Below are 17,771 nucleotides of genomic sequence, written 5' to 3' on the forward strand. Positions count from 1 at the left end.
TTTAGAAAACAGGGGCTCTATATTTAAAGAGTAAGATTGAATATACGGGTAAAAAGCCGGCATTAGGGCTTTTTACAAAACAACAAACTTTACGAAAACAGCCTTTTATTATTTTCTATTGTAGTTACATATAATCATAAACTGAATCATCAAAATAGAGCCAGTTGTAATATTCAATCTGTGAATCTGTCATTTTAGAAATTTCTTTCTCATTGAATTTTTGTAGCTCCATTAATTTCTGCACTTTTGTATTTCTTTCAACTTGGCTCATTTTAAATCCTCCCTATAATGTGAGAAGTAAGTATGTATTTGAATATTGTTGAAAACGTTTTCTTTTCTTGTTTTTATTATATATCTAAATATTAGATTAAACCAATATCAAATTTAGATTGTTTTTTAGAAAATAATATAGAAATATTATTTATCTACTTACTTTGAAGATGAAAAAGGGTATGAGTTGCAGGCTGTGGATGGTTAAGGGGGGTGAAGTAATGTCAATAAGTTGCACTGGAGAAAAATTAGGGATCAAAAAAACAACTCAGATGAGTTGACAAAAAGTACATACATATAATAGAATTATCTCAGGTTAAAGATATTTGGTTTCGAAATAAAATAAACACTTTATTTTTTTGGTTGTATATCTCGAAATCAAGATAACTGAAATAGAGGAATAATTCATGTGCATATAGTAAGTTCTACATCCTGTCACAGCAATGATCCATATTTCAGAACTTAAAAGGAGGTGAAAGTAGGAAATGGGATTATTAGATAAATTATTTGGAAAAAAACAAGAGGAGGAAGAAACAATGACAAAATTAAACATTGGGATTATTTTAGGTTCTACACGTGAAGGTCGTGTAAGTCCACAAGTAGCTGCATGGGTAAAAGAGATCGCTGACAAACGTGATGACGCAAACTATACCATTATTGATATTGCTGAATACAAATTACCATTACTTGGTGAAGCTGGCGGAGATGCTTCAGGAGCTGCTGCTTGGTCAGAAATAATCGCTAGTCAAGATGGATTCGTATTTATTGTTCAAGAATACAATCACTCTATTACTGGAGCACTTAAAAACGCATTAGACTATCTACGTGTAGAGTGGAACAATAAAGCAGCTGGAATCGTTTCTTACGGTTCAGTAGGTGGAGCTCGTGCGGCTGAACATTTACGAGGCATTTTAGGTGAATTATTAGTGGCTGACGTTCGTGTACATCCAGCACTATCGTTATTCACTGATTTCGAGAATGGAACTGACTTTAAACCACAGGCAGTTCAAGAGGATTCTGTCAATCAAATGCTAGACCAATTAATTCCTTGGTCAAAAGCATTATTCACGATCCGATAATTTACTAGGAAATCTACCTGAAGTATAAAATATGTACATGAGTATTTTCTAATACCCATGTACATATGACCAATCATTAAAGGAGTATGAAGGTTGAGCAGGTCATATTAAGCAAAATTGATAGATGTGCTCAGTAGTTATGCTAATGTGATCCTAATGGTAGGATCGGCAAATAGGTTATTCATCCATTCAACCAAGCGTACTATTAAATCTGAATTTTCTAGGAGGAAAATACAATGAACCAACTTAAAGGAATACATCACGTAACAGCTATTACCAGTAGTGCAGAAAAGAACTATGAATTTTTCACCTATGTATTAGGGATGCGTTTAGTTAAAAAAACAGTCAATCAAGATGATATTCAAACCTATCATTTATTCTTTGCTGATGATAAAGGCAGTGCTGGCACAGACATGACATTCTTTGACTTCCCAGGCATTCCAAAAGGTATACATGGTACAAACGAGATTTCTAAGACATCTTTCCGTGTACCAAGTGATGCAGCATTGGAATATTGGGTAAAACGATTTGATCGTTTAGACGTCAAGCATACGGGAATTAAAGAGCAATTTGGCAAGAAAACTCTGTCTTTCGTTGATTTCGATGATCAACAATATCAATTAATTTCAGATGAATTAAATAGAGGGGTAGAATCTGGTACAGCTTGGCAAAAGGGTCCTATCCCATTGGAGCATGCCATTACGGGTTTAGGTCCTGTCTTTATTCGAATTGCCAACTTTGATTATTTTAAAGAAATGTTGGAAAAAGCGCTATTATTTAAAGAAACGGCTCAGGAAGGATCCTTCCATTTATTCGAAGTAGGGGAAGGCGGTAATGGAGCATCCGTTATTGCAGAGCACAATACGATTCTCCCTCAAGCTCAACAAGGTTATGGCACCGTCCATCATGCTGCATTCCGCGTAGAGGATCGCTCCGTATTGGATGAATGGACAGAGCGATTGAATAGTATGGGATTCTCGACATCTGGTTATGTCAATCGTCACTTTTTTGAGTCATTATACGCAAGAGTTGCTCCACAAATTTTATTTGAGTTTGCGACAGATGGCCCTGGTTTTATGGGGGATGAACCTTACGAAACCCTTGGGGAAAAACTATCTTTACCTCCGTTCTTAGAGCCTAAACGAGCTCAAATAGAAAAATTAGTACGCCCCATTGATACAGTGAGAAGTACAAAGGACATCATTAAAGAATAGTATCGTTTCTTCTTTTTAATGCTCCGTTTAAAAGGAAAGTGTTCTGTTTGTTTGAACAGGATGCTTTCCTTGTTTGTTTTTTTTGCTATACCTTTTTTAAAATTCCTAATGTATCTTCTTTAGTCTTTCTCAATTAAAAGCGTTATAATGTCTTCGTTTGCTTCACAATTGTTTTTAGGTGGTTGATTATTTCTTATTGGTAAAACAACAATTAACCAAGTCTCTTAAGAAATAAGAATGAAGAGAGCGTAAAGGGTATGGCAATTCTAGTTAGTAGTATTGTAATCAAAGGATAATGGATGAGTTCACGCTGTCGATGGAGCAAGAAAAATCTATACCTTTACTAAATAAAATGGTTATATTATTATTAACATAATTAACTAAACATCTTCTACTAGGGGTGCCCTATCTTCGGGCTGAGAGAAAAACGTCAAGTTTTTTAACCCTTTGGACCTGATCTGGATTATACCAGCGTAGGAAAGTAGCCAAGCAGTGAATGAATGTAACCATTCTATAACTAACAAGGCTAGGTCCATTTATTATTGGAGCTGGCTTTTTTGTGTTTGATAGTTTCAGAGTTTTCCTATGTAAAGCTCATCACGTGTTCGTAATAATGTAAATCTGGTTGTTCAGGTACTACATGGTATTGCCTTAAGAAAAACATTGAGTGCTTATTAATAAATAGGAGGATTTTGTAAATGAGAAACACACACAAACTTACATTAACAGCCATGATGATTGCCATTGGGACACTTTCGAGTAATATCTTTTATATTCCAATTGGATTTATAAAGGTATTTCCCATTCAGCATTTTATCAATGTGTTGTCAGCGGTTCTATTAGGACCGTTTTATGCAGTTGCTCAAGCACTATGTGTTTCCATATTGAGAAACATCATGGGAACCGGCTCAGTTTTTGCTTTTCCAGGAAGTATGGTTGGAGCGTTGTTGGCTTCTCTTTTCTTTTTGAAAACAAGGAAGATTTATATGGCCTTTTTAGGGGAGGTAATCGGTACGGGAATCATTGGGGCCATTCTTGCCTACCCAATTGCCATATTAATGCTGGGGCAAAAAGCGACCTTGTTTGGATTTGTCCCTTTATTTATTTTTAGTTCTCTTGTGGGCGCATTTTTTGCTGCTATCATTCTAGCTATCTTTTTAAAGAAAAATATAGCTGTTTTTTTGACAAAGTGAATTAGAAAAAGAATTTAGTAGGGAGTTGTTTACTATAGGTATGGGGGAATTTGCTCTTTTAGTAGCGGCTGGGTTAAAAGAGTTTTCTTCACACTTAATGCCACAGGAAACGGGAAGTCGTCCACTATGTGCTGGAAGGATTACCAAACCTAGACATTGCCAAAAGGCTTTTTATCAGTGAGGTGACAGTAAAAAACACCTAAGCTCCATCTACAAAAACCTCGAAGTGAAAAATCGGAACGAACTACTTATGCTTTTGGTTAGGAAGAATGGGAAGTGAATGGTTATATGGAAGTAATTTTTCTCCACTGATAACGGAATGGCGGGCTAACCTAATTCGCTGAAAAAACCATCCTATTGGATGGTTTTTTACATCTATGTTTTTCCTTGTATCTGTAAGGAATCTCCAGAAACAATTCTTTAAATGTATTATAGAAAATAGCACGTTTAAATAGCCTGCTCTTGCATTTTTGTATTAACATTTTTATCAATCATGGTAATCTATACATAAATGATGTTTCCCTAAGGGAGGAAGAGAACGTATGCGTAGAATTGGAGTCATTGGACCTCCTCCGTCTATCGACCGTATTTTTGAGGTTGCCAATGAATTTGAACATGACATTGAATTTATTCCTTTTCCATATGAGGAAGCACGAGATGCAAAGAGGATTGTAATGGAGAATAATCAGAAGGTCAACGGGTGGTTCTTTTCTGGGCCGATTCCTTATGTGATGGCAAAAAATGTGTTAGATTCTAGTATAGATTATGTGTATTCACCGAATACAGGTTCAAGTTTATATAAGTGCCTTTTGCAATTGCATTACGAGGTGGGTCATGCCTTAGATGGTATTTCAATTGATATGATTGAGACAGAAGATGTTCAACGGGATCTTGACGAGTTAGGTGTTTCAGTAGGAGATGTGTTTATTAAAACATTCAATCATGACTATCTTCCACAAGAATTGATTGATTTTCATTTGGAAAGATACGAGGCTGGTAGTACAAGCGGCGTACTCACCTGCTTAGATTCTGTGTATACTTCATTGAAGGAAAAGGGTGTCCCCGTTATTCGAATTCTAATCACCAAGATGGAAATCAAACAAGCACTAACCATCATTTTGGAAAAGGTCAAAAGCTCCTATTTTAAAGATTCACAAGTCGGTGTGGAAATTATAGAAATTCAGGAATATGAACGAATTGCTGAGAAAGTGAACACGAGAGTGCAACTACAACAGGTAGAGCTGAAAATCAAACAAACTCTTCTTGAATTATGTGAAAAGTTGGATGGATCTTTTTTAGAAATTGGAACGGGACGTTATCAAATTTTTAGTTCTCGTGGAGCCATTGAAAGAGAAATTCTTGTGCTCGGACAAACAATTAATAGGTTAAAGCTGGAGGCGGGTGTCCCAGCAATTGTCGGAATCGGTTACGGGGAAACAGCTGCATCGGCAGAAAATAATGCTTATAAAGCCATCCAGCACTTACGAGAACATAAAGATCATGAGATAAGTATTGTTCAAGAAGATGGAGTCTTCACCGAATCAGTAGGTAATGAAGATGAATTAACCTATTCCTACCGGACAGAAGATAAAGATCTGTTAGATCGAATTCACCAAGCGAATATTAGTATCAAAACGTATCGGAAAATGGAGGCAGTTGTCCAAAGAATGGGTTGGAACGGTTTTACAACGGCCGACATAGCTACTCATCTGTCCATGACCAAACGGAACGCACAAAGAATTGTTGCAAGCCTATGTGAGGTGGGACTTGTGGAATACAAGGGAGAACAGTCCCATATTACTAGAGGAAGAGCAAGTAAGATCTATCAGCTTACTCAATAAATCAAGTTTGATCAGGTGATGGGAACCATCGAGTGGACCCTGTAATAAATAAGAAAGTACTTCAATAAGATGGACTTCTATTAAGGAAGAGATACCTTTTTTATGAGGTGTCTTTTTTTGTTTTGTAAAATAATCTCACAATTCTGTTGATTAAGTCTATTCTGATAGATATAATAACACTAATTACGAAAATGTCGTTTTATATTCGTTAAATAAAGGGGGAGGAAACAACCGATGAACCAACAACTTATCAGTGAGCGGGTACAGTCAGTAATAGATGATGTCATTTCGTGGAGACGACATCTACACACATATCCTGAACTTTCCTTTCAAGAGGAAAAAACGGCACAATTTGTGTTCGACACCCTCCATTCTTTTGGAGACTTTGAGTTGTCACGACCAACTAAGACAAGTGTTATTGCGCGCTTAATTGGACAAGAGACAGGGAAAGTGGTTGCATTACGTGCGGATATGGATGCATTGGCTATTCAAGAAGAAAATGATTTTTCATTTACCTCTAAGTTTCCAGGGGTCATGCATGCATGTGGACATGACGGGCATACGGCGATGCTACTGGGAGCTGCAAAGATCCTTTCACAATTTAGAGATGAGCTAAAGGGGGAAATTCGTTTCGTCTTTCAGCACGCGGAAGAAATCCACCCCGGTGGAGCACAAGAGTTAGTGAAAGAGGGAGTATTAGATGGCGTAGACTGTATGATTGGTACTCACTTAATGTCCAATCTAAAAGTCGGACAAATGGGGGTTATTTATGGACCCGTGACAGCAAATTCTGATCGTTTTGACATTACGATCAAAGGCAAAGGCGGACATGCCTCCACACCTGAATCTGCGATTGACCCGTTACTCATCGGAGCCCAAGTTGTCACCAATCTCCAACAAATTGTCTCAAGAAATACTTCACCACTAGATCAGGTGGTCGTATCTGTGACCAATTTTCAGGCTGGAACTGGAGCTTATAATGTCATTCCTGACTCGGTAAAGCTAAGTGGGTCTGTACGGAGCTTTGGATCAGAGGTAAGGGAGAGTACGGTTGAAGCAATCGAGCGAATCATCAAGGGCAATACACAAGCCCATCAAGCAACATATGAATTGGATTACCGATATGGATATGGTTCCGTTGTCAATGATGAAGAAGTAACAAAGCTTTTAGAAGAAACCATTTTACAAGAATGGGGAGAAGAAAGAGTGAGCTATTTACCTCCGCTCATGGGAGGTGAGGACTTTTCCGCTTATTCTCAAACAGTTCCTAGTTGTTTCGTACTGATCGGTGCCGGTAATGAAGAAAAAGGAATCGTGTATCCTCACCATCACCCTCGTTTTACGGTTGATGAAGATGCGCTAGAGGACGGGGTATCTCTTTTTGTTCATGCTGTCCACAAGATTCTAGGATAAAAATAGATAGATATCATATTTAGGGGGATTATCATGACGAAACATTCATTAGGTGATGGAGTGGTCGAATCAAATGTAGAACAAAAAGGAATCTTGAAATGGATAGAAAAAGCAGGAAACAAGTTGCCTCATCCCTTCATGTTATTTGTATACTTATGTGTCATCTTTATGGTTCTTTCCGCTATTTTAGCAGCTATGAAGATATCGGTTATTCATCCGGGTACTGGTGAAGATACAGCGATTAAAAGCTTGTTAAGTCAAGAAGGAATCGGTTGGCTCCTTACCAATATGTTAGGCAACTTTACTAGTTTTCCAGCATTAGGTCTTGTACTTGGAATGACACTAGGAATTGGTTTGGCAGAAAAGGTAGGTCTAATTCAAGCGGTTCTTCGTGGTACGGTAGTAAAAGTACCGAAACGATTTGTTAGCTTTGCTGTTGTGTTCGTTGGAACACTTGGAAATATCGCCTCTGATGCTTCCATTGCCGTTATTCCGCCAATGGGAGCACTTATTTTCTTAGCCATGGGGCGCCATCCTCTAGCTGGTTATGCTGCAGGGGTAGCAGGTTGGGGAATTGGATTTACCGCTAACCTGTTTATTGCTGGAACAGATGCCTTATTATCAGGTATAAGTACACAGGCAGCAAAGATCGTGAATCCAGAAACTGTGGTCACTCCCGTTGATAACTGGTTCTTTATGTCAGCTTCTGTGTTTATTTTATCGTTTTTAGGTGCGTGGATTACGGATAAAATGATTGAACCGCGGCTTGGAGTATATAAGGGTGATAAAACGATCACGATGGAATCCTTTTCTTCAAAGGAGAAGCGGGCATTAAAGTTCACTGGTATTACCGCACTTATCTATTTAGTGATTATTGCTTTACTTGTAGTACCTGAAGGGGGACTATTACGTGATCCTGAAACAGGGGGAGTTCTTACCTCACCATTTCTAAAAGGAATTATCCCTATTATTCTCTTATTTTTTGTTCTTACATCATCTGTGTATGGAAAAATAGTAGGGGTCATTAAGACTACATCTGATATACCAAAATTAATGGCCGAATCGATTCAAATGATGGCCGGATTTATTGTACTTGTGTTTGCAGCCGCACAATTTGTAGCTTTTTTCAATTGGAGTAACATGGGAATTGTTTTGGCTGTGAATGGTTCCGACTTTTTGAAAAGTATTAATATGACAGGCTTCCCTATTATTGTTCTCTTTATATTATTTGTTACAACCATGAACCTGTTTATTGCCAGTGGTTCCGCCTTATGGGCGATGTTGGCACCTGTATTTATCCCGATGTTTATGCTTTTAGAATTCAACCCAGGCTTTGTCCAAATCGCCTTCCGGATTGCGGATTCTTCTACCAATATGATTTCACCGGTCAATCCGTATCTTCCGTTAGTGTTAGCTTTTTATCAACAGTATAAAAAAGACGCAGGTCTAGGAACGGTCTTTTCAACCATGATGCCGTACACCATTCTGTATTTAATTGTATGGATCATACAGCTGGCCATCTGGTACGCATTAGGCTTACCTATTGGGCCAGGAGTATTTGCTAGATAAACATTTTATCATAAAACAAAAATAGGAGTGGCTAGGATTGGATGTAATTGCATTAAGAAGAGACTTGCATAAGCACCCCGAGGTGGGTTTTACAGAATTTCGAACAGCATCAAAAGTGGTAGAAGAGTTAACTAAATTAGGATTTGATATTATATATGGTCAAGATGCGATGGATGGAGAGTCCAGACGAGGGGTACCCTCCGACGAGGTATTACGTGTGGCTTATGAGAGAGCGATACAAGATGGGGCACCCATTGATATTGTCGAGAAGATGAAGGGCGGTTTTACCGCGGTAATTGGTGTATTAAAAGGAAACCAAGAGGGTCCTACCGTTGCTTTTCGATTTGATATGGATGCTTTACCGATACTCGAAAGCAATCAAATCGAGCATTTTCCAACTCAGGAGGGATTTGCCTCCATGTATCAAGGAAATATGCATGCTTGTGCTCATGATGGGCACACGGCAATTGGATTAGGAGTAGCGGAAAAACTGGCAAACCAAGATTTCTCAGGAACGGTTAAACTGATTTTTCAACCAGCTGAGGAGGGAGTTCGAGGAGCTTACGCCATTGTCCAAAAAGGATTACTAGATGATGTCGATCACATTTTTTGCCATCACCTTGGGACGGATGTTCCTTCCGGAGAATTGTATGGTGGATCAACAGGCTTCCTAGCCAGTACGAAATTAACGGCACATTTTCATGGGGTCTCCTCACATGCGGGAGCTTCTCCTGAAAAAGGGAGAAATGCATTAGTGGGAGCAGCAACGGCCTTGCTAAATATACACGCCATACCAAGGTTCAGTACGGGAGCCACTCGAATCAATGTGGGTGTATTAGAAGGGGGGACGGCGACCAATATCATTCCTCAATATGCAAAAATGATGGTTGAAACTCGTTCCGTATCAGAAGAAACCAACCAAGAGTTGGAAAAACGCGTCCGAAAGATCATCGCACATAGCGCGGCTATGCATGAACTAGAGCACGAAATTGAAATTATTGGCGGGGCCATTCCGATTACATGTGACCAAGAACTAGTCGATTTAGCCATGGAAGAGGCGAAGAAGATTGAAGGGTTTTCTTCCATAAATGGTATTCGTCATTCTGAAGCTCTAGGAAGTGAAGATGCCAGCTTTATGATACGTCGAGTTCAGGATAATGGGGGAAAGGGTACGTATATGGTTATAGGTAGTGATATCCCTGCCCCACATCATAACCCCAAGTTCGATATTAATGAAGAGGATTTGCCGAGAGCAGTAAACCTATTGCACTCTATTGCCAAACGAATACTGAAGTAATCGTATATTCATCCACCTTTCACACAAGTTGAAGGTGGATTTTTTTTAGTAGCATATTTTCAAATAATTTAAGAGGGATATTGGCAGAAACTTAAGTGGCTACCGCACTTGGAACTCTAATGTCATTGTTACTGGAAACAAACAAAAATCCCAAGGAATAATGGTTAATCCTGCTGAAAGCCAATTAATATACTTTATACAAAGTTCCCCTGAAAACATGCAAAAAGCAGTGTGATTTTATACGAGAAACACATTTGATGAAACGATTACAATGTCATATGTACCTTTTAACATTATGGCTGGTTATTTTTCTCGCTATCTTAACACTTGTATTCTTCTATCTGGTTTTATAACAACCTTACCTTATTGATGGTTGCATCACCTGACGAGTGGCTAACTGAAATTTTCTTCCTTAGATGGTTAGGTTACTTTGCGATTGCATTTGTGATCACAACGTTAGTAAATAACAATTGAAAATTACGATTCGGGGAACAGATACTCAATAATGTATTGAAATCTTGTTTGTTAAGTACATGGGCATTCCTTTAATTGGGATGCTTTTATTATTGTAAAATGAGGCTACTGTTGAAGGTGCGCCACATCAATGTTATAAAAATTATACTGTTTATAATGATAGGTTAGTGCATGAACGATTACATATAATGCTATTTACTGGATATTTTAAGAATGGAGAAAACGAACAAAAGGGGATGATGAAGCTATGACAATAAAAATTCAAAGGTTCCTAAATGTTGCTAATATATTACTATCTTGGGCCACATTACCTTTTTTGGGGATACGAAATATAAAAAGATTTCTTACTGCCTCATTACTTATTATCCTAATAGAATTTATCACTACGCTAGTTGGTAAAAGAAGAAAATGGTGGGATTTTTATAATAAACCGAATTCCGTTTTATTCGATGAGTTACCTTTTCTCATTGGACCGTTTTTTGTAGGTTCCCTTTGGATATTAAAATGGACATATGGAAATTTCAAACGGTTTGTATTACTTAATGCAATGGTGAATGCTTTCTTTGCTTTTCCAATGGCAAGATTTGCAAAAAAAATAAAACATTATAAATTAGTTCGGTTAAATGAATTTCAGTTTTTCCTCTATTTTTTTCCTAAAGCATTTTTACTGTATTGGTTTCAGTACGTTATCGAAAATAAAAGAACTAAATTCTAACGAACTAACCCTCATCAATTTTAGGGTTTGATTCTTCAATATTGAAGGAGCATTTTTTTGTCTCACTTAATGAAAGCAGATTGTACCCATGGTTGGTTCACTGGTTATATTAGAGAAAAATTAGGAAACAATTCTTCTTAAAAAATTTATTGATGAAACGAAGAAAGATAGTTGAAATTAACCGCCATTTCTAAGGTCTTCACCAATCGGGCGGAATGTCAGAAGATCACTAGCCAAATTCCTCAGTGAAAATTATTAGGAATTTGGCTTTTCACTTCCCAAAGCCTTGACGTTACATTCATAAAAAGACTCTATTTTGTAGAAAGATTGATTAAAAGGTAGTGGCTTTTATAGAATCATAAATAAGAAAAATGGAAAGGTGGCTATTTTTTGCTCCGTCTATCTGATTTTTACTATGATTTTCCCTTTCGCCCTTCCTGACTCCGCATATTCCATCGCTTTTTGAGCATCTTCAAAAGGAAAAACTTGATCAATGATAGGTTTGATTTTACCAGTTTCAATAAAGTTGGCGATTATACGTAATTGCTCTCCACTTGGCTTCATAAACAAAAACGAGTATTGAACATTATGCTTTTTTTCAAGCTTAGTCAGTTTATGGCTTGCTGCTGAAAACAACAACGTTTTAAAAAATCCAGAACCATATTCTTTGCCAAAACGAGCATTCGGTAATCCAGAAACGGAAACCAGTTTTCCTCCGCTTTTTATCACTTCGAATGATTTTTCGAGTATCTCGCCCCCAAGTGTATCAAATACAGCATCATAGTTTTTCAGTTTCTTTTCAAATTTTTCTGTCTTGTAATTGATTATTTCATCTGCACCAAGAGATTTTACTAAATTCGCACCAGCTTCACTAACAGTTGTTGCAACAGTGGCACCCATCAATTTGGCCAGTTGAATAGCAAAGGTACCAACACCACCAGCCCCAGCTTGGATAAAAATTTTTTGTCCGGTTTGTAATTGTAAAATGTCTGTTAGGGCTTGATAGGAGGTTAACCCAACCAGAGGAATCGAAGCTGCTTCTTCAAAGCTCAAATTATTAGGTTTTAAGGCGATGTCATCTTCATGTATAGCGATATATTCAGCAAAAGTACCGATTTTAGACTTACGTGGACGGGCATATATTTCGTCACCAACTTTAAAACGAGTCACTTTTGCGCCAACCTTTGCAACGACACCAGAAAAGTCATTCCCTAAGATTAGAGGCATTTTATATTTAACTAACAATTTTACTTTCCCATCTCGTATCTTAAAATCAACAGGATTAATACTCGCAGCATGAATTTCTGCGAGTACCTCATATTCACCTATTTCAGGTGTGGGCATTTCTGCCAAACGCATGGGTACTTTTCCATACCTATCAATAACCATTGCTCTCATAGCCTGTACCTCCAATTAATGTGTGTGTAAATTCCATCATTTCTATAAAAGTTCTGCATGAACTTATCAATATCCAGCACGAGTGTTCTTAATAAACTTAATTCGGTTCGTACATTAATATAGTAAAAGTTTTTTGTCCCTTCTTTACGCATTAAAATAACACCAGCATCGCGTAAAACCTTAAGATGATGGGACACAGCAGGACGAGAAAGATGTGTTTGTTCAGTGATTTCTCCCACACGTAATCCCGTTTGACAATCCGTCGCCATTAGAACTAACAAGATTGATTGACGTGTTTCATCACCAATTGCCAATAGTACTTTTTGACAATGAATAAAATCTTCTTTGATTATATTAAGTTGGTCCTGTTTATTCATTCAGTAAAATACCTCCCATAATTAGTTTAATGGTTTAAGTTGATGAACCATATCAATGAATACAACAATATACGATTATTATGTTAGCTGCAATATTGAGAAAGCAAATCGAGACGAATACATCTTAGAGGGAGGCATCGCTGAACAAGACATTTTCCTGGTTTATAAAACTCTTTGTATGTAGCTAGAAAGAAGGGCATTCTAATGATAAAAAAAGGGGGTGCTTTTCTTGTTAGCTCGAAAAATTCTATTGCTACTATTTTGCTCATTTATCTTTTCAAAAGTAACAAGCGCAGAAGTACCATTAACCGCTGCGTTTATTCGTGACAATCAATTATGGGTAAAACAAGGAGACCAAGAAACGCAACTGACTCATTCACGATATGTGCATTCGCCTCAATGGTCCTATGATGGCAGATTCATTGCTTACATTGATGGTGATGAGCAGGGGGAGAAAAATGATTTATACATATATGATTTGGAGAAAAAGGAAAGTTATCAGCCTTACATAAAAGTGGAAGCAATTGATTTCAAATGGTCACCTATACGAAATCAACTAGCCTATAATGATAGGGGCTTACTAAATGTGACCCATATGGAAGATGGACGACCAATGGGTTTTGAAAACGTTTCATTAGGTGTGAGTGGATTTGAATGGTTTCCGAACGGGAAAGAATTTATCGTTTCCTCACAATCTAATTTGCTTCCAACAGGTTGGGGACCAATCGATTTGTATAGGATTCCAGGATGCTAATCTAAAAATTGACAAGAGGAATCATTTGTATACCATTCATACCAATGATGATTTATTTGCGATTAGGACGGATTACTTTAAATGGAGCCATGATGGAAAGTGGATTAGTTTTCTTGGAGAGCCTACGGCTTCGTGGTCTATGGATAGTAATCCGTTGTGTGTAATTTCATCAGAAGGAAAAAACTTTAAAGAAGTAGGAAAAATGCTTGGATATAGAGATTGGTTCAAATGGGCTCCATCTAAGAATCAGTTGGCTTATATTTCTGGAGAAGGAAGATTCTTTGTGGAAAATAAAAGAACAAAGATTGCCGAGATGCCAGTTACTTTGCAGCAGAAAGAATATACCCCAAAAGGTTATGTGGATCTAGACCTGGAATGGTTTTCACCAGAGAAGGTGATTGTGGCGCGTACAAAGGAACATCTGGAGTGGAAAGAAGGACCCGTTCCAACCATGTTTACCAGTCTTTATTTGATTGATATAAAATCTGGAGAACAAAAACTGATTACTTCACCTGGAGAAAATAAGAGAGATGTAAGCCCCCAAATAATCAATGACCGTGTAACGTGGGTTCGCCATAATGGAAGGGAAATAAAAGGGGATGTCTGGATACGGGAGGGATTAAAAGGAAAAGATCAGTTGTGGATCAAAAATGTTGAATATTCACCAGTATTTTATAAAGGGATATAGGGAGCAACCAATCCAAGGATGATTGGTGTTTTCTGATTGCATTTCACTAAATATAGAATAGGGTTTCCTATCCTTGTATGCAGCTCAGTTATTGGATAGATGGCTTCAGTTCACTTATAGGTAACATCAAACCAAGTTGATAAGTCCAACGTAGGGCGAAAACAAGCTGCAAATAATTAGCAGGTTTAGTCCCAACCAAAAAACTTAGTCTAAAGAAAATAATGATGACCTGTTTATAAGTTCTCTTACGATTTGTTCATCAAGCTATCTTATAAACATTGTTGCGCGCGTTTAGGTATTCTTGGAATGCCTCTACCTTGGCGCGATCCACGTTCGCATGTAATCGTTACACAAAGATTTAAACGTTTTTTCATTTTCTTTATAGAAACTTTACCCTCCCTTTATTCAGGTGTAAAAGTCTTAATTTACCCTAAGAGTATATTTGAAGGGAGGGTTTGATATTGTCAAAAATTCAAGTCATGATTCCTCTACTTATCTTGACCCTCTTGATCGTGGGGTCTTTTAAATTGGCAGAAACCAATGCGACTCCATCGTCAGCGAACCAGTATATTGACGTACAGCTTTTAGGTGTGAATGACTTTCACGGTCAACTTGACAAAAATGATACACTCCAAGGGACCCAAGTTGGTGGTGCTGAATACTTGGCAGCCTATTTAAAGAAATATAGGGCACTAAACGAAAACACTCTACTTGTCCATGCTGGTGATATGATTGGAGGTAGTCCTCTTCTTTCTTCTCACTTTCAAGACGAACCCACGATTGAACTACTTAACCTATTAAAGTTTGATGTCGGCACACCTGGAAATCATGAATTAGACGAAGGAGTTAAAGAGATGAAACGTCTGATTTATGGTGGCTTCCATGAAAAAACAGGTATGTTTCCAGGTTCCGTTACCACTTATATTTCTTCAAATATGATCGACAAAAAAACGAACACCCATCTTTTGCCACCATACGTCATTAAAGAATTGAACGGAATAAAGATGGGGTTCATCGGCGTTCTTACAACCGAGACCAAACAAATCGTCCTCCCGGAAAACCGAAAAGAAATTGAAATCATCGATGAAGTACAGGCAATTAATCAAACCGTTGGCCTTTTAAAAGAGAAGGGAGTAAGATCCATCGTTGTTCTTGCTCATGTTGCCGTTACATCTGATTCAAACGGAATGAATGCAGAAGGGGTTTTAGCAGAGATGGCCACAAAGATCGATCATGAGGTCGACGTCATCCTTGGTGCTCATAATCATCGATACGCGAACACGGTAGTGGATGGGAAACTAATCGTTCAATCGTATTCTAACGGGAAAGCCTTTTCTCAAATTCTATTAAGTATTGACCAAACAACAAAGGACATCGTAAAGAAGGAGTCAAACATTGTTCTTACCTCACATGACTCGATCGAACCAGATAAAGAAACATTGGATCTTCTTCAAATATACAGAGATAAAATGAAGAAGTTCTCACATGAAATGGTTGCTGAAATTCCTGAAGGGTTTTCTCGAAAGAAAAATGATAAAGGAGAATCCCCTCTGGCAGAAATCATTGCTGAATCTTCGAGGAATGCCATGGATACACAAATAGCATTTATGCATCACGGAGGAATACGAGCTAGTTTAAGCAAAGGGCCTATCACCAAAGAAGACCTCTACACCGTTTTGCCCTTTGATCATAGATTAAGTAAGCTAACCATGACTGGAGACCAAATTAAGAGAGTACTAGAACAGCAGTGGATGAAGGATAAGGATAATATTTTACAAGCAGTAGGACTCACGTATCTTTGGGATCCGGCTGCTCCGATTGGTAGCCGGGTGGTTGAGGTGAAGGATCGAGAGGGGAGGGTTCTTGAGCCAAACAAGGAATATCATGTCGCCGTGAGTGACTATCTTGCATCCGGGGGAGACGGATTTACGGCATTTAAGCAGGGGCGAGTGGTGGAATCGGGTCCTAAGGTGGTTACAGCTTTTATGGAGTATATTCAACAGGAGTATTCGTATTGATTGTTGGGGTGTTATAAGTATTTGAATAGTTAATCATGAAGAAGGATCCTAATATGGCTCCTTCTTATTTATGTATCTGAGGAAACACGTTAGAGAAGTATTACTAAATAATTTACTCGATGTAAATTTACCATTAATAAAAAAATGCACTATATCAGTGTTTTAAAAAAATGAAATCATATAAATTTTTAGAAAAGTTAGTTTTTATACTTGTAAGCCCTTCCAAATGATGTTATGATTCGAATATAACCGTAAATATTTTAGTAATTGATAGGTAAAATATTTACGGGAGTTGACAAGAACATGAAGAGGGTTATGAGATGGCTACTATCAAGGATATTGCGGACAAGTCCAATGTGTCGGCATCTACGGTTTCACGGGTCTTAAATAACGATGATACGATTTCCGTTCAGGATGAAACGAGGGAACGTATTTTCCAGGTGGCTAAGGAGCTTGGATACGAAACGATTCTAGAAAGACGATTGAAACAAAAACAGCAGACTTCGAAACATGTCGGGATTATCGTTACCCAATCATTGGACGAGGAGATCAATGATCCCTATTTTTTATCCATCCGCCAAGGAATTGAAATGGAACTTGCGAGTCATGGGATCAGAACCGTTACATTTCGTTTACATGAAACGGAGACCAATCAAATGATTGACGGCCTTGATGGACTCATAGTCGTCGGCAGGGTAAAAGAGATGGCGCTCAAGGCCATCTGTAAAGTGGAAAATGTGGTGTATATTAACCATTCGCCTAACGAGGATTTGTATGATGCGGTGGTGATTGATTTTGAAAAGGCCACAGAGAAAGCGATCAAGCACCTATTAGCCACCGGCTACCAGAACATCGGGTATATCGGTGGAAAGGAGAAGGAGCATGGCAAAAATCAAAAGTTCAACTCTGAAGATAAACGTCTCACCACCTTTGAACGCTTGATGAAAGAACAAAAAATGTTCGACCCGGAGAGCGTATTTATCGGTGAGTATACCATGGCACAGGGGTATGAATTAATGAAAAAAGCGATTGATAGGAGGAATTTCCCCGAGGCGTTTTTTATTGCCAGTGATCCGATGGCGATTGGGGCGTTACGAGCATTACAAGAAGCCAATCTCAATGTTCCTGAGGATGTAGCCATTATTGGCTTTGACGATATTGAAGCTGCCTCATTCGCAAGTACACCTTTGACGACCATCAGAGTGCCTACGAAGGAGATGGGGAAAACAGGAGTAAAACTTTTACTAGATCGCCTGAATGGGAGAGAGATTCCATTAACGGTGACCCTGCCGACCACTTTGGTGATCCGGGAGAGCTGCAAGAAACATAAATAACTTTTTAGGAGGTGGTTCTCGGAAATTACGACCATGTATATCTAGTTCAGCGTTTTCATGCCCACCCTGCACAGCATGAAAGCTTACAGGGTGCAAAGTGACTGCCATCACATTGCATTGGGCGAAAACTAACAAAC

General features: G+C 38.2%; 13 protein-coding genes, 2 pseudogenes and 1 riboswitch. Of the genes and pseudogenes, 12 read left to right on the forward strand and 3 right to left on the reverse strand.

Annotation, left to right across the window (positions count from 1 at the left end; genetic code table 11):
- Positions 1 to 124: 124 nt before the first annotated feature.
- Positions 125 to 271, reverse strand: a complete 147-nt coding sequence (locus tag ACQ5H4_RS05995; protein ID WP_430774061.1) for a BH0509 family protein — start codon at positions 269 to 271, stop codon at positions 125 to 127.
- Positions 272 to 755: 484 nt separating this feature from the next.
- Here ACQ5H4_RS05995 and ACQ5H4_RS06000 point away from each other — a divergent pair, with 484 nt between their 5' ends.
- The 9 genes and pseudogenes from ACQ5H4_RS06000 to ACQ5H4_RS06040 all read left to right on the forward strand — a co-directional run bounded on the left by ACQ5H4_RS06000 (position 756) and on the right by ACQ5H4_RS06040 (position 11,065).
- The gene (locus tag ACQ5H4_RS06000) at positions 756 to 1,349 is read left to right on the forward strand and encodes an NADPH-dependent FMN reductase (RefSeq protein ID WP_430774062.1); all 594 of its coding nucleotides are present in this window, start codon (positions 756 to 758) and stop codon (positions 1,347 to 1,349) included.
- Positions 1,350 to 1,585: 236 nt separating this feature from the next.
- Positions 1,586 to 2,563, forward strand: coding sequence for a ring-cleaving dioxygenase (locus ACQ5H4_RS06005; RefSeq protein ID WP_430774063.1), 978 nt, complete (start codon positions 1,586 to 1,588; stop codon positions 2,561 to 2,563).
- A 386-nt stretch (positions 2,564 to 2,949) separates the two neighbouring features.
- Positions 2,950 to 3,060, forward strand: a riboswitch (TPP riboswitch).
- A 201-nt stretch (positions 3,061 to 3,261) separates the two neighbouring features.
- Positions 3,262 to 3,756 carry an energy coupling factor transporter S component ThiW gene (gene thiW / locus ACQ5H4_RS06010; RefSeq protein ID WP_430774064.1) on the forward strand — a complete coding sequence of 165 codons (495 nt, stop codon included), beginning with the start codon at positions 3,262 to 3,264 and terminating at the stop codon, positions 3,754 to 3,756.
- A 116-nt stretch (positions 3,757 to 3,872) separates the two neighbouring features.
- Positions 3,873 to 3,959 (forward strand): annotated as a pseudogene (locus tag ACQ5H4_RS06015) (LuxR C-terminal-related transcriptional regulator); the annotation flags it as partial.
- Positions 3,960 to 4,298: 339 nt separating this feature from the next.
- Complete coding sequence (locus tag ACQ5H4_RS06020; protein ID WP_430774065.1) at positions 4,299 to 5,597, forward strand: helix-turn-helix domain-containing protein; 1,299 nt, start codon at positions 4,299 to 4,301, stop codon at positions 5,595 to 5,597.
- Between the two features lie 234 nt (positions 5,598 to 5,831).
- Positions 5,832 to 7,010 carry an amidohydrolase gene (locus ACQ5H4_RS06025; RefSeq protein ID WP_430774066.1) on the forward strand — a complete coding sequence of 393 codons (1,179 nt, stop codon included), beginning with the start codon at positions 5,832 to 5,834 and terminating at the stop codon, positions 7,008 to 7,010.
- 33 nt (positions 7,011 to 7,043) lie between these two features.
- On the forward strand, positions 7,044 to 8,579 hold the full coding sequence (locus ACQ5H4_RS06030; protein WP_430774067.1) for an AbgT family transporter: 1,536 nt from the start codon (positions 7,044 to 7,046) through the stop codon (positions 8,577 to 8,579).
- Between the two features lie 37 nt (positions 8,580 to 8,616).
- A complete protein-coding gene (locus tag ACQ5H4_RS06035; RefSeq protein WP_430774068.1) occupies positions 8,617 to 9,876 on the forward strand; it encodes an amidohydrolase in 1,260 nt (419 codons plus the stop codon).
- Between the two features lie 721 nt (positions 9,877 to 10,597).
- Complete coding sequence (locus tag ACQ5H4_RS06040; RefSeq protein ID WP_430774069.1) at positions 10,598 to 11,065, forward strand: hypothetical protein; 468 nt, start codon at positions 10,598 to 10,600, stop codon at positions 11,063 to 11,065.
- Between the two features lie 399 nt (positions 11,066 to 11,464).
- Here ACQ5H4_RS06040 and ACQ5H4_RS06045 read toward each other — a convergent pair whose 3' ends face one another.
- Complete coding sequence (locus tag ACQ5H4_RS06045; RefSeq protein ID WP_430774070.1) at positions 11,465 to 12,463, reverse strand: NADP-dependent oxidoreductase; 999 nt, start codon at positions 12,461 to 12,463, stop codon at positions 11,465 to 11,467.
- Entirely contained in the window at positions 12,460 to 12,840 is a 381-nt protein-coding gene (locus tag ACQ5H4_RS06050; protein WP_430774071.1) for an ArsR/SmtB family transcription factor, read from the reverse strand. Before ACQ5H4_RS06050 ends, ACQ5H4_RS06045 begins: the two co-directional genes overlap by 4 nt.
- A 229-nt stretch (positions 12,841 to 13,069) precedes the next feature.
- On the opposite strand from ACQ5H4_RS06050, the pseudogene ACQ5H4_RS06055 reads away from it, so the two are divergent.
- The 3 genes and pseudogenes from ACQ5H4_RS06055 to ACQ5H4_RS06065 all read left to right on the forward strand — a co-directional run bounded on the left by ACQ5H4_RS06055 (position 13,070) and on the right by ACQ5H4_RS06065 (position 17,634).
- A pseudogene (locus ACQ5H4_RS06055) lies at positions 13,070 to 14,282 on the forward strand (TolB family protein).
- A 461-nt stretch (positions 14,283 to 14,743) separates the two neighbouring features.
- On the forward strand, positions 14,744 to 16,300 hold the full coding sequence (locus tag ACQ5H4_RS06060) for a bifunctional metallophosphatase/5'-nucleotidase (protein WP_430774072.1): 1,557 nt from the start codon (positions 14,744 to 14,746) through the stop codon (positions 16,298 to 16,300).
- A 320-nt stretch (positions 16,301 to 16,620) separates the two neighbouring features.
- A complete protein-coding gene (locus ACQ5H4_RS06065; RefSeq protein ID WP_430774073.1) occupies positions 16,621 to 17,634 on the forward strand; it encodes a LacI family DNA-binding transcriptional regulator in 1,014 nt (337 codons plus the stop codon).
- Positions 17,635 to 17,771 lie beyond the last annotated feature (137 nt).

It is taken from the genome of Bacillus coreaensis (genome assembly GCF_050586445.1).
GTDB lineage: Bacteria > Bacillota > Bacilli > Bacillales > Cytobacillaceae > Robertmurraya_A > Robertmurraya_A coreaensis.

Excerpts from the sequence above, each read along its gene's own strand:
- ACQ5H4_RS06040 (WP_430774069.1), top strand. The coding sequence starts at position 10,598 with ATGACAATAAAAATTCAAAGGTTCCTAAATGTTGCTAATATATTACTA.
- ACQ5H4_RS06050 (WP_430774071.1), bottom strand. The coding sequence starts at position 12,840 with ATGAATAAACAGGACCAACTTAATATAATCAAAGAAGATTTTATTCAT.
- ACQ5H4_RS05995 (WP_430774061.1), bottom strand. The coding sequence starts at position 271 with ATGAGCCAAGTTGAAAGAAATACAAAAGTGCAGAAATTAATGGAGCTA.
- ACQ5H4_RS06030 (WP_430774067.1), top strand. The coding sequence starts at position 7,044 with ATGACGAAACATTCATTAGGTGATGGAGTGGTCGAATCAAATGTAGAA.
- ACQ5H4_RS06005 (WP_430774063.1), top strand. The coding sequence starts at position 1,586 with ATGAACCAACTTAAAGGAATACATCACGTAACAGCTATTACCAGTAGT.
- ACQ5H4_RS06045 (WP_430774070.1), bottom strand. The coding sequence starts at position 12,463 with ATGAGAGCAATGGTTATTGATAGGTATGGAAAAGTACCCATGCGTTTG.
- ACQ5H4_RS06020 (WP_430774065.1), top strand. The coding sequence starts at position 4,299 with ATGCGTAGAATTGGAGTCATTGGACCTCCTCCGTCTATCGACCGTATT.
- thiW (WP_430774064.1), top strand. The coding sequence starts at position 3,262 with ATGAGAAACACACACAAACTTACATTAACAGCCATGATGATTGCCATT.
- ACQ5H4_RS06065 (WP_430774073.1), top strand. The coding sequence starts at position 16,621 with ATGGCTACTATCAAGGATATTGCGGACAAGTCCAATGTGTCGGCATCT.
- ACQ5H4_RS06000 (WP_430774062.1), top strand. The coding sequence starts at position 756 with ATGGGATTATTAGATAAATTATTTGGAAAAAAACAAGAGGAGGAAGAA.
- ACQ5H4_RS06025 (WP_430774066.1), top strand. The coding sequence starts at position 5,832 with ATGAACCAACAACTTATCAGTGAGCGGGTACAGTCAGTAATAGATGAT.